This is a genomic window from Sulfitobacter sp. TMED3 (assembly GCF_002167505.1).
Lineage (GTDB): Bacteria > Pseudomonadota > Alphaproteobacteria > Rhodobacterales > Rhodobacteraceae > Sulfitobacter > Sulfitobacter pontiacus.
In genome coordinates, this window is record NZ_NHBI01000023.1 from 1 (window position 1) to 14,688 (window position 14,688).

Below are 14,688 nucleotides of genomic sequence, written 5' to 3' on the forward strand. Positions count from 1 at the left end.
TACTTGACCACAACGGGTTCATAGATCGACGATGGCAGGTCATAGCCCCACATCTTGAAACGTTCAGAGAAGTGGCTGCGCACGCCGGTGCCGGTGAAGTGGCCGATGATCTTGTTTTCGGGGGTCAGGCCGACGCGCTGAAAGCGGAAGATTTCCTGCATAGAGATCACGTCGCCCTCCATGCCGGTGATTTCGGTGATCGACGTCATGCGGCGCGACCCGTCCTGCAAGCGCGATGCTTGTACGATCAGGTTCACAGCCGACGAGATCTGGCTGCGGACCGCTTTCAGCGGCATTTCGATACCGGCCATGGCGATCATGTTTTCCAGACGGCTGACACCATCGCGGGCAGAGTTGGCGTGGATCGTGGTCATCGACCCGTCGTGGCCGGTGTTCATCGCCTGCAGCATGTCAATCACTTCCTCGCCGCGCGTCTCGCCGACGATGATCCGGTCAGGACGCATCCGCAGGGCGTTTTTCAGACAGTCGCGCGGGGATACCTCGCCCTTGCCTTCAACGTTGGGCGGGCGGCTTTCCATGCGGCCCACATGCGTCTGTTGCAGTTGCAATTCGGCGGTGTCTTCGATGGTCAGGATACGTTCATCGTTGGCAATAAACGATGACAGCGCGTTCAGCGTGGTGGTTTTACCAGAACCTGTACCGCCCGAGACGATGATATTCAGACGGGTGGCGACGGCGGCTTGCAGATAGGCTGCCATCTCTTCCGAGAAGGCCCCAAAGCTTACCAGGTCATCAATGCCCAGTTTGTCTTTCTTAAACTTACGAATGGAGACAAGGCTGCCGTCCACGGCAATCGGCGGGACCATAGCGTTGAAACGCGAGCCGTCTTTCAAGCGCGCATCGACATAAGGGTTGCTTTCATCAACGCGACGGCCAACGGCGGAAACGATCTTGTCGATGATCCGCAGCAGGTGCTTTTCGTCTTTGAAGGTCACGTCGGTCAGCTGCAGTTTACCCGCGCGTTCCACAAAGATCTGTTGCGGGCCGTTAACCAGAATATCGTTGACGCTGTCGTCTTTCAGCAGCGTTTCCAGCGGGCCGAGGCCGGTCACCTCGTCATACAGTTCCGAGTTCAGTTGAAAGCGATCCTCGCGGTTCAACACGATGGATTTCTCGGCCAGAATCTCGGTCGAGATTTCGTTGATCTCGCTGCGCAGATCCTGTTCCGAGGCATGTTCAAGGGCGGCGAGGTTCAGGTTCTCAAGCAGGGCACGGTGCAGTTCGAGCTTGATGTCGCTCATGCGTTGCTTGCGCTTCACGTCGCGATCCTGCGGGGCGACGGTTGCGGCCTGGGCCACGCGGCGCATGCTGGCGGGCTTGGGCGCGANCGCTTCCTCTGNCTGTTGCTGGGGCGCGGGAGCCTTCGCCTTTGGGGTGGGTGTGGCTACGGCAACGTCACCTGGCTTTTTATACTTCGAGAACATCTGAATACTCTTTCTAAATTATCTGGCGCTTGGGCCGGATCAGGCGGCTTTGGCTTCGTCAGCCTTGAGGTCGTGGATAGAAGACGCGAGCTTTGCGATCTCGCGGCGTAGCGGGTTCTTGGCGGCGGTATTGGCGAGCGGCAGACCGTGGTCGTTGGCCTGCGTCACTTGCTTGCCGCCATCAGGCAGCTGCACGTCGATGGAGATACCAAGGCTTTCTGCCATCCGTTTGACCCGCGCTTTGGCGTTAAGGTCGGTAAATTTCGGCGCGCGGTTCATGACATAGCGCAGCTTTTCGACCGGCAGCTCTTCGGATTGCAGCGCGCGTTTGAAACGCAGGGCGTTTTGGGCGCAGCGCATATCCAGTTCGAGCATGGCAAAATAGACATGCGCATTGCTCAGCACGGTTTCGGTCCATTGCACCAGCGTCGACGGCATATCGACAACAACGTAGTCGAACTGGTTGCGCGCCATATCCAGAATCCGCGTCACATCTTCCGAGGTGATCAGATCAAGCGGCAGCATATCGGCGGGGGCGGTCAGCACCTGAAGCGTGTCTTCATAGGTCAGCAGAGCCTGACCAAAGCTTTCCTCGTCCATCTCGTCTGTCTCGATCAGCATGTCATAGACGACTTCGCGGCGCGGCAGGTCCAGATAGGTCGCCACGGCCCCGAACTGCAGATCGAAATCCAGCAGGCAGACCTTTGGCGGGTTCTTTTTGTCGGAAGTCGCCAGCTCCCAAGCCATATTAACGGCCATGCTCGTCGCACCGGTGCCACCGGCCAAACCATGTACCACGATCACCGCGCCGTCTTTATCGGCACCGGGTTTCAGCTTGGGGCCTGCCTCGATGTGTTCGGCTGTGGGCTCGGGGTCTGCGCGCAGACGTTCGATGGTCGCCGCCAATTCGCCTTCGGGCAGCGGGTAGGGGACGAATTCATCCGCACCTTGACGCAACAGGGAATGGAGCGAGGCCGGGGACATGTCTTCGGCGATCAGGATCACCTTGATATGACGGGATTTCGCCTGCGAGATGATTTCGGACATCATCGGCAGGTTCTCTTCGTCCTCGGAATCAAGCGCCAGTGCAATCAGCTCGAGCGTCGCCGCTTCGGGCTGGCTGAAAAAAGCGAGGCTTTCAGAAAAGCCGAGATCACCCCAGGCTTCGCCCAAAGCTGATTCCATATCCTCGATCAGNAGGTCGAAGTTCTGTACATCACGGCTGACAGTGCAGGCGATGATCTGTGGTGCGTCAATCTGTGGCATACTGCTGCTCATACCTAAACTTCCCCTTCTTCTCTTTGGGGCGCGGCAAGGGCGGATCGGGCGTCGCCCTGTTCTTTGCCTTGCGGTCCCCTGCGTCAGACCACGGTGGCCGGGCGCAACTGTCCTATTGCAGTGAATATCCCTGCCAAGTTGGGCAAGATTGGGGCTAAATAGTTTCTATTGTTTGGTCTTTTGAAACGATCCGCAGTGATTTGCCGGATTGAAACGCAAAAGGCCCGACCGTCAGCGACGATCAGGCCTTTCTCGAGGTATCTGTTATCCGGTTATTCCGTCGTGGTGCCGGTCGATGTTGCGCCGCCCGATAGCTGAGTCGGTGGCACGGCGCTGGCAACGTAATCGCGATAGATGATCTGCGCGTATTTGCCGTCCAGAACGGTGGGATGTCGCCCGACAAAGCCGCTGACTTCGGTCACTGTGCGACGGTTCGCCCGTTCGCGGCCCTGTGTCACGATCAACGGCTGTGTTTCGCCAAAGGAAACAACGGCCTCAAGACGGCTGCGGCTGATGCCTTGCGTTGACAGGAACCCAACAACGGATTGTGCACGGCGCAGGCCCAACGCCTTGTTGTAGCTGTTCGAACCGACGGCATCGGTATGGCCATACACGCGGAAGCGGACCTCGGGGAACTGGCGGATCCATCCCGCTTGGCGCCGCAGCACGGCCTGCGCGGCCCCGTCCAGCTGGGCCGAGTTAAAGGCAAAGGTCACCGTGGATTCGACTTCGCCGGCAAAGCGGTTGGCCAGATCGAAGGTGTACTGGCGTTCGCCTGTCATCACCAAACGGTTGTTCAGCGTGGCGTTTCCAAAGGTGCCCAGATCGGTCAGGGATCCTGCTTCGCGGTGGAACTGGGTATAGACCGGATCAGGGCTGCTGACGCAGCCTGCTACGGTCATCGCCAAAGCGGCGCATAACCCGGTGATTTTGCCTGTCGAAGGGATCGCTGAAGTCATCTGATCAATCCAATACATAGCCATATGACCCGCTAAAGTCCTGTTTGGCAACCTCGCCAGCGGCCCCTTTTGTGGGCGCTGTGCTGCCTTTGGACGTGCGACCTGACAGGAACAATTCGCTTTCCGTGGGCGGTTTGATCCGGTCGGTGGGCAGGGCCAAAGCCTCGCCGCGGGTGGGGGTCACAAGATGGGCCGTGATAATGATCACCAGTTCGGACTGGCTGCGCTGATAGTTCGCGCTGCGGAACAACGCGCCCAATACAGGCACATCGCCGATCCAGGGTAGCTGGCTGGAGTTATCGGTGAAATCATCGGTCAGCAGACCCGCGATCGCAAAGCTTTCGCCGTCGCGCATTTCAACCGTGGTCGAGGTTTCGCGGCGGGTGAAGGCCGAGATGTCGAAGCCATTGCCCAAGGACACGCTGTTGCTGGCATCAATCGCCGATACAGCGGCTTTGAGTTCGAGGTTAATCAGGTCTTTATCCACGACACGGGGGATAAAGCTCATCTCTACGCCGAAGGGTTTGTACTGCACGGAAATCTGGTCGCCGGTCTGGGCGACAGGTACGGGGTATTCGCCACCGGCAAGGAACGTCGCCTCTTGCCCGGACAGCGCAACGAGGTTCGGTTCGGCAAGGAAGCGTACGGCGCCCTTCTGCTCTAGGGCTTCAAGCAGCAGACCGACTTGGGTGGACCCTGCGTTAAAGCCGAACAGTACCGCGCCTGCGTTGCTGTTGGACGTAGGTGTCGTGCCACCAAGAGAGTTCNCAATCGCGCCTGCCGTATTTGTCGTATTGGTCCCGCCGTTGATCGCAAGATCATTGCCCACCAACCCGTTCAACGCGAGCGACGCGCTTAGGGATTTGGAGACAGATCGGCTCATCTCGGCGAAGCGGACTTTCATCATCACCTGCTGGATGCCGCCGACGCTCATCAGGTTGGAGACGCGTTCTGGCGCGTAGCGTTCGGCCAGATCAAGGGCGCGCTGCAGGCGTTGGGTGGAGGACACGATGCCCGACAGGACGATACCGTCGTTGGCTGTGCGCACTTCGATCTTTTCGCCGGGCAGGATCTGCCGCAGGCGTTCCTTGAATTCAGAGACATCCGCCGCGACGCGCACATCCACGTTGGTGATCAGCTGACCGGCCGCATCCAGCAGGGTCAGCGTGGTCAGNCCAGGGGATTTGCCCAGCACATAGATGGTGCGATCGGAGAGGGATGAGATATCTGCGATCCCCGGATTGGCGATGCTAAGCTCAGCAAAGGGGATGTCGCTTTCAACCACAACCGCGCGGTTCATCGGGACTTCCAACACACGGTTGGTGCCCTTCTTGACCACACGGAGTGTGTTGGCCTGCGCGTCGATCGGCGCCGTCAATGCAAATGGCATCGCGCCAATGGTCAGTCCCAATAGGGCTGCTTTAATAAACTTATCGATTTTCATGTGACCTGCCTTTGTGATCACGCCTCAAAATAGGGTCTTTGCGCCCGCCGTTTGCGACACTGTGCGGTCCTTTGCGTTTTTTTGCAAGAATCAATGACAGGGGGGGGCGGGTATATGTGGATTAACAGCAACATATCCGAAATGGCAAAACGCCGCGCAAAGTGATGCGCGGCGGTGTTGAGGTCCGTATTTGCCCTGCCTGATAAGCAGATCAGTTGGTGCAGGGGATCGGGATTTCGACCACTTCGGCACCACGACGGGTCCGGATGGTGCAGACTTTTTCTGTAGTCGTTTCAACTTTGACCGTTTCTTCTGTCAGGCCGAGCAGGCGGCGCTGGTCGACTTCGATCTCGCCGGCGACGGTGTCATCCTCTGCCCCGACGAGCGAGAGGGATAGGTCACCAGTCGATTGCGCCTGTGCCAATGCGGCAACTTGATAGGGCTGTACGGCAACAGTCACAGTATTCGCAATGGCCGCTTCGCTGCGTTCGCCGCCGGCGCTTTGGTCGATCGCGATGATCTTGACGCCTGCCTCGATCAGTTTGGTCACGTCTCCGGTATCGGCGCGGTCGTTGCCGCCCCGGTTGATGCGGCCGGTCCAGTAGACATCGACACGGTCACCGGGGCGCAGGAAGCCCGACACGCCGCTGGATACGTCCACACGCAGCGCAAACGCACGGCTGCCCCGTTCCAGCTGCGAGGTGAGGCCAGTATCGGCACCGGGTTCGGTCACCTTCGCCGCCATAATGGCTTCGTCTTTTTCCATCGCACGCAGCACGACACGCAGGTCATCGCTGTTTTCGGGGAAAAGTGCTGCTTCTTCGATAAAGGTGCCTTCGGGGATCGCATCCTCGGGCCATTTTACCTGCCGCACATCTTCGCGGGTCAGGCGCTGCCCGTATTTCAGCGGCCCGTTGGCNACATATACACCAACCGTCGGCACGATCTGCGCCAGAGCCTCTTGNGCCTGTTGGTNNGCTGCGTTGATATTNNCCGATGCGGCCCTTTGCCAGATACACAGCACCACCTGCCAAGGCGATACCGGCGAGCAGGACCAGTCCAAAAACCATCCGCATGTTACTTACCTCTCTTGAGTGTGTGCCGGTCCCAGGACACGGCGCGAAACTTATACCAATGGATAGGCGGTGATTGTGTTCAGACTATGGATAATCCGCGACCAAGCTGGGTCATTATAAGGGTGGCTTGGGTTAGATGTCGCCCGGCGTCTGGGTCATCACCCTGTCTGCTAGATCCACAGTTCCGGTGGTCATGCTGACAACAATGAGAACCGCCAGAGATACCACGGCTGCACATAGAACAACCCAGTCAACTGTGACCGCACCGCTTGGGCTTCGCCAGAATTTGATAAGCTTCGAGGGCATTGTTTTGCCTTGCGTGATGAAGGTCTAAAAAACTGGCCGCATTCTGTCGAGCAGAATGCGGCCAGCGAAATCTCTTGGCGCGACGAACGCTTAGCCGCCAGATTTAGCCAGGGCTTTGTGTGGCCATGTAGGAGTTGGTTTTCGACGTCAGGTTGGAAGCGCCTGTTTCGATCGAGGAGTAAGCTGCGACGGCCAGGCCAACAACGGCGGCGGTCAGAACAACCCAGTCAACAGTCACAGCGCCGGATTCGTCGTTTTTGAAGTTCTTGATAAAGTTCATCATGGTATGTCCCTCCAAGGATCATAAAGTTTTCAATCTCAACCCTGTCGTCCGTTTCGATGCTTCTCTCTCAATTCCGCATCTGGCTGACTTGGTATGAGCCTATATAGCCTTGTGAATGGGGCACGAATTTGGCGGCAATTGTGACATTTCATTTTTCCGAGCCGGTTTTTGGCAGAATTATTGTAGCCCACTGATACAAAACAATTTTCCATCTTCATTTTTTGTTATCCTTGATGAGAAGCGGGGCAGGATTGCATCAATTATGGCGAAATCGCCATGTTCCCTGCCATGTTTGGTTGGTTTGGCGAGGGTTTCCGTGCGAGATTGCTGAAAAAGAGCATTAAATAATCAGTGCAGGCAGCGATGTTTCGACGAATGACCGTATCTTTGATGGTGGGGATGCTGGCGGCCTCGGCTGTCTGGGCAGACACGCCAAAGCCGTTTCCCAAGTTCGAGGCAAAACGTGTGAAGCCGCCCAAGCCGGGCAGTACCAATCGGATCAATGTCTTTATCGAACCCAAGGCCGACGACGTACCCGAGGTTGTCGCAACCGAATCCGGTGCCATCGTGCCAGCGTCGCCGGGGCAATATGATTGGTTCTGGGATCGTGTCTCTCCGGCGGTCGAGAAATCTGGCCCGGGCCGGCTGGAGGCCGCGATGGTCACGCTGGCAACGGCCAGCAGCAAAATCCCCGCGCCACGCATGCAACAGATGCAAGAGATCGCCAAGGCCAACGGGATCGACATCCTGCGCTCTACCATCGGGACGCAGGTGTCACCTGCGCTTGTGCTCGCGGTGATCACGGTTGAATCGGCGGGGCGGCCCGATGCCATCAGCGGGGCGGGGGCGCAGGGGTTGATGCAACTGATGCCTGATACAGCGACGCGCTTTGGGGTAACCGATAGTATGGTCCCGATGCAGAATATCGCGGGCGGCGTAAAATATCTTGATTGGCTGATGGGCGAATTTGACCGCGATCCGATCTTGGTGCTGGCCGGCTATAACGCGGGCGAAGGGTCCGTGCACAAGCACGCGGGCGTGCCGCCTTTTGCCGAAACCCGTGACTATGTGCCCAAGGTGCTGGCCGCTTTTCAGGTCGCCAAGGGCCTGTGCCAGACCCCGCCCGAGCTGATCTCGGACGGATGTGTCTTTGCGGCGATGAACTGACACCAGTTCGGGGCCGAGTGTAAAAAGGGGCGCGGCCATCGCTGGCTGCGCCCCTTGTCGTTCATCGCGTCAGCAGATTAGACGATTGTCGCTTCGGTCGCGGCGCGCAGTTCGTCTTCCGTGACGCCATCGGCGCATTCAACGATCTTCAGCCCGCCTTCAACGACATCCAGCACACCCAGATTGGTGATGATGCGGTCAACGACGTTCTTGCCGGTCAGCGGCAGGGTGCATTCTTTCAGCACCTTGCTGTCCCCATGCTTGCTGGCGTGGTCCATGACCACCACAACGCGGCCCACACCCGCGACCAGATCCATTGCGCCGCCCATGCCTTTGACCAGCTTGCCGGGGATCATCCAGTTGGCGAGGTCGCCGTTTTCAGCCACTTCCATCGCGCCCAGAATGGCCATGGCGATCTTGCCGCCGCGGATCATCCCGAAGGAGGTCGAGCTGTCGAAATACGAGGTGCGGTCCAGCTCGGTGATGGTCTGCTTGCCCGCGTTGATCAGGTCGGCGTCTTCCTCGCCCTCGATGGGGAAAGCCCCCATGCCCAACATGCCGTTTTCCGACTGCAACGTCACATCCATCCCGTCGGGGATGTAATTGGACACCAGCGTCGGAATCCCGATGCCAAGGTTCACATACCAACCGTCTTGCAGTTCCTGCGCGGCGCGTGCCGCCATTTGATTGCGATCCCAAGCCATTATACGTCCTCCCGCTGACGTGTGGTGCGCTGTTCGATGCGTTTCTCGTGATCACCCTGAATGATGCGGTGCACATAGATGCCGGGCAGGTGGATCGCGTCGCCGCCAAGGCTGCCACGGGGAACGATCTCTTCGACCTCGGCGATGCAGATCTTGCCACACATGGCCGCTGGCGGGTTGAAGTTGCGCGCAGTTTTGCGGAACACCAGATTGCCAGTGTCATCCGCTTTCCAGGCTTTCACGATCGCCAGATCCGCAACGATGCCCCGCTCAAGGATATAGGTCTCGCCGTCGAAATCCTTGTGCTCTTTGCCTTCGGCGATCACAGTGCCAACGCCGGTTTTGGTATAGAAACCGGGAATGCCCGCACCACCCGCACGCATACGTTCGGCCAAGGTGCCTTGCGGATTGAATTCCAGCTCAAGCTCGCCGCCGAGATACTGGCGCATGAATTCCTTGTTCTCGCCGACGTAAGAGCTGATCATTTTCTTGACCTGCCTGGTCTGCAACAAGATACCGATGCCGAAATCATCTACGCCCGCATTGTTCGAGGCAAAGGTCAAATCCTTGGTGCCAGCGTCCCGGATCGCGTTCAGCAGCAGTTCGGGAATACCGCAAAGGCCAAAGCCCCCCGCTGCGATCAGCATGCCATCGTGCAGCACGCCTTCCAGCGCCTCGGCAGCGCTTCCATAGATTTTCTTCATTCCGGCTCCTTTCAAGAGAGGCTCACGGCCCTGTCGTACTATCGTTATACGACTTCTATGACGCGGCGTAACGAACGTGTCAAACCGCCGACGCTAATGTCAGCGGTACCAGTGAAGCCTGCCGGAAAATTCGGGGGAATGCGCGCCCACCCTGCATCGGGTGGGCAGCTGTCGTCGCGGGGCCAGTGCAGCCCGCAGCGAGGTCAGACGATGCGTACCTGCGTGCCGATGGGGGCAATCTGGTACAGCGCCTCGATCATGTGGTTGTAAAGCCCGATGCACCCGTCAGAGCTTTGCCGCCCGATCTTGCGCGTGTCATGGGTGCCGTGGATCAGATAGGCGGGCCAGCTGAGATACATCGCATGGGTGCCAAGCGGGTTGTCCGGACCGGGCGGCATATACTTCAGGTCGGGGTCGCGTTCGATCATGCTGGGGGTCGGTGTCCAGTCGGGCCCGACACGTTTGCGCACAATGCGGGTGTAGCCGCGTTTGGTCAGCTCGTCGCTGCGGGGCACGGAGGTCGGGTAAATCTTGTAGGTCTCGCCATCGCCGCCCCAATAGTGCAGCGCGCGGGAAGAGGTATCAGCCACGATTGCGGCTTTGCCCAATGTATCAAAGTGGTCCTGCCAGTTCTGGCTGGAAAATCCGTTGGTGTTATGACGTACCGGTGCCGCGATCTCTGGCACCGGCGTCTGTGCGCGCAACAGGGCCGGCGTGAAAAGCGCCGCGCCCGCTGTCAGGATCAACCCGCGTCTTGAGAATGTCTGCTCTGCCATTTTTATGTCCTTCTACCGTGGCGATTGTCACAGGTAAAAGCAGCAAGGGCAGGGCGGGGCAACTCACATATATGTCATTTCATGAATATGTGAGTTGCGCTCTCACTCTTCCGGTGCGGTGGCCGATTTTGCGGGTGCCTTTTTGGCCGCTGGTTTCTTTGCGGGGGCCTTCTTGGCAGCCGTTTTCTTGGCCGGAGCCTTTTTCGCAGCGGTTTTCTTTGCTGCGGGCTTCTTGGTTGCGGCTTTGCGCTTGGCAGGGGATTTCGCCAGCTTTTCCTCGATCAGCTCAACCGCACGTTCCATGGTCAGATCGGCAGGCTCGACCTCTTTGGGGATGGNNGCGTTGACTTTNTCCCACNTCACATAAGGCCCNTATTTGCCTTCCATGATGTTGACCTCGCCGCCCAGATCAGGGTGTTCGCCCATCTCGCGGATCGGTTTTGCCGCTTTGCCACGCCCGCCACGGCTGGCGACTTTCTCGGCCAGAAGCTGCACGGCGCGGTTCATGCCAACGGTGAACACCTCGTCCAGACTTTCGAGGTTCGCATTGGTTCCGCCACGGTTCGACGTGCTGTCGGCGTGTTTGATATAGGGGCCGTAGCGCCCGATATTTGCCCAGACCATCACCCCATCTTCCGGGTGCGGGCCGATNTCACGCGGCAGCGACAGCAGCATGACAGCGCGTTCCAGCTCCAGCTCTTCGGCGGGCCAGTCCTTGGGCACCGATTGACGNGGCGGTTTTTTGTTCTCTTCGGTGACGGGGCCGCGCTGCACATAAGGGCCGAAGCGCCCTTTGAACACGCGAATCTCGTCGCCCATATCCTCGCCCAGCAGTTTGCCATCGGGCGGAATAGCCGAGGCTTCGGCCTCGGGGTCGGGCGGGCCGAAGGGGCGGGTATAGCGGCATTCAGGGTAGTTCGAACANCCGATGAACGCGCCGCCGGACCGNGCNGTGCGCATGGACANACGCCCGATCTCGCAGTTGGGGCACAGGCGCGGGTCGCTGCCATCCTCATTGGGCGGGAAGAGATGCGGCTCGAGTACCTCGTTGATCTTCTCCAACACCTCGGTGATGCGCAANTCGGCGGTTTCGGCAATCGCAGCCGAAAAATCCTGCCAGAACCGGCCCAGCACATCCTTATAGTCGGCATCCGCCGCGCTCACCTTATCAAGCTGGTTTTCCAGATCGGCGGTGAAATCATAGCCCACATATTTGCGGAAGTAATTCTCGAGGAAGGCCGTCACCAAACGGCCCTTGTCCTCGGGGAACAGACGGTTGCCTTCCTTGCGAACGTATTCGCGGTCCTGAATGGTGGTGACAACGCTGGCGTAGGTCGACGGGCGCCCGATTCCCAGCTCTTCCATGCGCTTGACCAATGTCGCTTCAGTGTAGCGGGGGGGCGGCTGGGTAAAGTGCTGCTCTGGCGTGACGGCGCGTTTGTCCATCTTGTCNCCTTGGGTGATCTGCGGCAGGCGCTTGTCATCCTCGTCCACGACATCGTCGCGGCCTTCTTCGTAGACACGCAGGAAGCCGTCGAATTTCACCACCTGNCCGGTGGCGCGCAGCCCGACCTGTTCGTCCTTGCTGCCGATCTCTACCGTGGTGCGTTCCAGACGCGCGCTTTCCATCTGGCAGGCCAGCGTGCGCTTCCAGATCAGGTCGTAAAGCTTGCGTTGATCCGGTTCGGTCAGTTTCAGCGCGNCGGCATCTTTGGTCATGTCGGTGGGGCGCACACATTCGTGCGCNTCTTGCGCGTTCTTGGCCTTGTTCTTGTAGATACGCGGCTCGGACGGNACATACTCCGCCCCGAACCGGTCCGAGATGGCGTCCCGTGCCATCGTGATCGCTTCGGGGGCCATGTCGATGCCGTCGGTCCGCATATAGGTGATGTGACCGGCTTCATAGAGCCGCTGCGCCGTGCTCATGGTCTGGCGNGCGCCCATGCCGAACTTGCGGCTGGCTTCCTGCTGCAACGTCGACGTCATGAACGGGGCCGAGGGGTTGCGGCTCNCGGGNTTCGCCTCGNCGCTGGTAACCGTCAGATCGCGGCTGGTGATCGCCTGNACCGCCATCTCGGCCTGGGTTTCATTGCCAAGATCAAAACGGTCCAGCTTCTTACCGGCAAGCGTNACCAGACGGGCCTCGAACTCTTGCCCGCGCGGCGTGGCGACCAGNGCCTTGACGCTCCAGTATTCGCGGTTGCGGAAGGCCTCGATCTCCATCTCGCGCTCGACGATCAACCGCAAGGTGACCGACTGTACCCGCCCCGCCGATTTCGCGCCGGGCAATTTGCGCCATAGGACGGGCGACAGGTTNAAGCCCACCAGATAATCCAGCGCGCGCCGTGCCAGATAGGCCTCGACCAGTGGCATATCGACCTGACGCGGGTTCGCCATCGCTTCGGTTACGGCCTTTTTGGTGATCTGGTTGAACACCACGCGGCTGACCGGCGTGTCCTTCTTGATCGACTTGCGTTTGGTCAGCGCCTCTTGCAGGTGCCAGCTGATCGCTTCACCTTCGCGNTCNGGGTCAGTCGCGAGGATCAATGCGTTGTCGTCTTTCAGCGCATCAGCGATGGCTTTGACGTGTTTCTTGCTTGCTGCGGCGACTTCCCAGGTCATGTCGAACCCGTTTTCCGGGTCGACCGATCCGTCTTTGGGCGGCAGATCGCGGACGTGGCCGTAGGACGCAAGCACGGTGTAATCACTGCCGAGATACGAGTTGATCGTTTTAGCTTTGGCAGGTGATTCGACGACGACAACTGGCATAAAATTCGGCACCTTGGATCAAATTAATTCGCGTGGCTTATGCTGTGACATGTGGCGTGAAGCGAAGTTTGTCAATCCGCAGAACAGCGCGCCCCCTTTGATACACGGGCTATAAAGCGCCTTTTNGGGGGTGTTTCACGGTGTAATCCGGCCGGGGTTCCGGCTTCCAGATGGTCTAAATNCCGGGGGCGCTTTGGAGGGTCTCCAAAGCGGGGGCTGGCCCCCGATCTGCGGCCGCCTCACGCTCAGTCCGCGCGGGATACCAGCCCGCCTGCGTGGCGCAGGATATGCCCNTTCAGCTCAAGCTCGACCAGAACAGGTGTGGCGATNCCCGGTGCGACNGCCAGATCGCGCAGCAGCTGGTCTTCGGCAACGGGGCTGGGGCCAAGGCGTGACAATATATCGGTGTGCAGCGCTGCAATGTCGCGCTGNGGCGCGGGGGCGGCTGCTTGGGAAATGNGCGGGCTGGCGGCGGCAGCCTTTGCCGGCCCCAGTTGATCAATCACATCTGCGGCATTGCGCACCAGCGCCGCCCCGTCACGGATCAGCATGTTGCAGCCCGCGGCACGGGCATCGAAGGGGTGGCCGGGCACGGCAAGCACCTCTCGNCCCTGATCCAGNGCGTCACGGGCGGTNATCAGGCTGCCGGATTTCGCCGCNGCTTCGACCACGACCGTTGCGCGGCTNAGCCCTGCGATGATCCTGTTGCGGCTGGGGAAATGCCGCGCCATCGGTTGCAGCCCCATCGGTTGTTCCGAAATGCGCAGCCCTTGGGCCGCGATNTCTTGGGCAAGCGTCGTATTCTCTACCGGATAGATCACATCGACGCCCCCCGCTTGCACCGCGATTGTGCCGGATTCGAGCGTGGCCAGATGTGCCGCGGCATCAATCCCCCGCGCCAATCCCGAGACGACCGTAAACCCCGCCTCACCCAAGCCGGATGCCAAGGCGCGGGCCATGCGCGTCCCGAGCGATGAGGCGTTTCGCGCGCCCACAATCGACACCAAGGGGCGGNGCAGCAGCTCGATATCTCCGATTGCCCATAGAAACGGGGGGGCGTCGTCAAGCTCTGCCAGATGAGGGGGNTAGGCTGCGCAATCATGGGCNATCAAGCGCGCGTTCGCGGCCTTTGCCGCGCGCAGNTCTGCGTGCACGACATTCTCGGGGCAGATGCGATAGTCTTTCACACCTGCGGCGCGGGCGACGTCGGGCAACGCCTCAAGCGCGGCACGCGCGGTGCCGTAGTCGCGCAGCATGCGGTAATAGGTGACAACGCCGACACGGCGCGAGCGCAACAGACGAAGCCGCGCAAAGCTGTCGTCTTCCAGGGTGGGTNGGACCAAGGGGGGCGTGGAAGAGGAAGGAGTGTTGTTCCTGTCAGTCATCCCGCGTCTCCGTCCGTTGCCTCACCAGCTTTAGGCAAAGCTGCTTAACGAAACGTGAACGGCGAAGGTTTAATCCGAACTACTAATCTTCTTCTACGTGCCATGCCGTCTTGGATCACCGGAGCACCTGGGTGCACTCCGGCAATCCGGTGTTGCTCAGGCGGCAGCGGCACCGCCGACGGTCAGGCCGCCGATCATCAATGTCGGCTGTCCGACGCCCACAGGCACCCATTGGCCCGCCTTGCCGCAGTTGCCCATGCCCGGATCCAGCGCGGGATCATTGCCGATGGCGCGGATCTGTTGNAGCGCCGTGGCCCCGTCTCCGATCAGCGTGGCCCCTTTGACGGGGGCGCCGACCACGCCATTGCGCACACGATAGGCTTCGGTGCAGG

The 14,688-nt window shown here is 59.6% G+C and carries 12 protein-coding genes and 1 pseudogene; 1 reads left to right on the plus strand and 12 read right to left on the minus strand.

Translation table 11 applies throughout. The features are described from left to right. From CBB63_RS07025 to CBB63_RS07050, 6 genes and pseudogenes are all read right to left on the minus strand, one after another. On the minus strand, nucleotides 1-1,445 hold a 1,445-nt coding region (locus tag CBB63_RS07025), incomplete at its 3' end, for a TadA family conjugal transfer-associated ATPase (protein WP_286698639.1). A 39-nt stretch (nucleotides 1,446-1,484) separates the two neighbouring features. Continuing rightward, a complete protein-coding gene (locus tag CBB63_RS07030; protein WP_286698640.1) occupies nucleotides 1,485-2,723 on the minus strand; it encodes a CpaE/TadZ family protein in 1,239 nt (412 codons plus the stop codon). Nucleotides 2,724-2,995: 272 nt separating this feature from the next. Then, nucleotides 2,996-3,700, minus strand: a complete 705-nt coding sequence (locus CBB63_RS07035) for an OmpA family protein (RefSeq protein ID WP_286698641.1) — start codon at nucleotides 3,698-3,700, stop codon at nucleotides 2,996-2,998. Beyond that, nucleotides 3,687-5,126, minus strand: coding sequence for a type II and III secretion system protein family protein (locus CBB63_RS07040; protein WP_286698642.1), 1,440 nt, complete (start codon nucleotides 5,124-5,126; stop codon nucleotides 3,687-3,689). Before CBB63_RS07040 ends, CBB63_RS07035 begins: the two co-directional genes overlap by 14 nt. 211 nt (nucleotides 5,127-5,337) lie before the next feature. Further along, a pseudogene (gene cpaB, locus CBB63_RS07045) lies at nucleotides 5,338-6,202 on the minus strand (Flp pilus assembly protein CpaB). Nucleotides 6,203-6,611: 409 nt separating this feature from the next. Beyond that, nucleotides 6,612-6,791, minus strand: coding sequence for a Flp family type IVb pilin (locus CBB63_RS07050; RefSeq protein ID WP_074635838.1), 180 nt, complete (start codon nucleotides 6,789-6,791; stop codon nucleotides 6,612-6,614). A 375-nt stretch (nucleotides 6,792-7,166) separates the two neighbouring features. Here CBB63_RS07050 and CBB63_RS07055 point away from each other — a divergent pair, with 375 nt between their 5' ends. Continuing rightward, entirely contained in the window at nucleotides 7,167-7,958 is a 792-nt protein-coding gene (locus CBB63_RS07055; protein WP_286698643.1) for a lytic transglycosylase domain-containing protein, read from the plus strand. A gap of 77 nt (nucleotides 7,959-8,035) precedes the next feature. On the opposite strand, the gene CBB63_RS07060 is transcribed toward CBB63_RS07055, so the two are convergent. The 6 genes from CBB63_RS07060 to CBB63_RS07085 form a co-directional block, all read right to left on the minus strand. Further along, nucleotides 8,036-8,662, minus strand: a complete 627-nt coding sequence (locus tag CBB63_RS07060; RefSeq protein ID WP_009826130.1) for a 3-oxoacid CoA-transferase subunit B — start codon at nucleotides 8,660-8,662, stop codon at nucleotides 8,036-8,038. Beyond that, entirely contained in the window at nucleotides 8,662-9,366 is a 705-nt protein-coding gene (locus CBB63_RS07065) for a CoA transferase subunit A (protein ID WP_009826131.1), read from the minus strand. The genes CBB63_RS07060 and CBB63_RS07065 overlap by 1 nt, the downstream gene beginning before the upstream one ends. A 203-nt stretch (nucleotides 9,367-9,569) precedes the next feature. Continuing rightward, the gene (locus tag CBB63_RS07070) at nucleotides 9,570-10,142 is read right to left on the minus strand and encodes a L,D-transpeptidase (protein ID WP_005851682.1); all 573 of its coding nucleotides are present in this window, start codon (nucleotides 10,140-10,142) and stop codon (nucleotides 9,570-9,572) included. 102 nt (nucleotides 10,143-10,244) lie between these two features. Continuing rightward, the gene (gene topA / locus CBB63_RS07075; RefSeq protein WP_286698644.1) at nucleotides 10,245-12,911 is read right to left on the minus strand and encodes a type I DNA topoisomerase; all 2,667 of its coding nucleotides are present in this window, start codon (nucleotides 12,909-12,911) and stop codon (nucleotides 10,245-10,247) included. Nucleotides 12,912-13,156: 245 nt separating this feature from the next. Beyond that, a complete protein-coding gene (dprA, locus tag CBB63_RS07080) occupies nucleotides 13,157-14,296 on the minus strand; it encodes a DNA-processing protein DprA (RefSeq protein WP_286698645.1) in 1,140 nt (379 codons plus the stop codon). A 156-nt stretch (nucleotides 14,297-14,452) separates the two neighbouring features. Further along, the coding region (locus CBB63_RS07085; RefSeq protein WP_286698646.1) for a metallopeptidase TldD-related protein at nucleotides 14,453-14,688 on the minus strand (236 nt) is incomplete at its 5' end.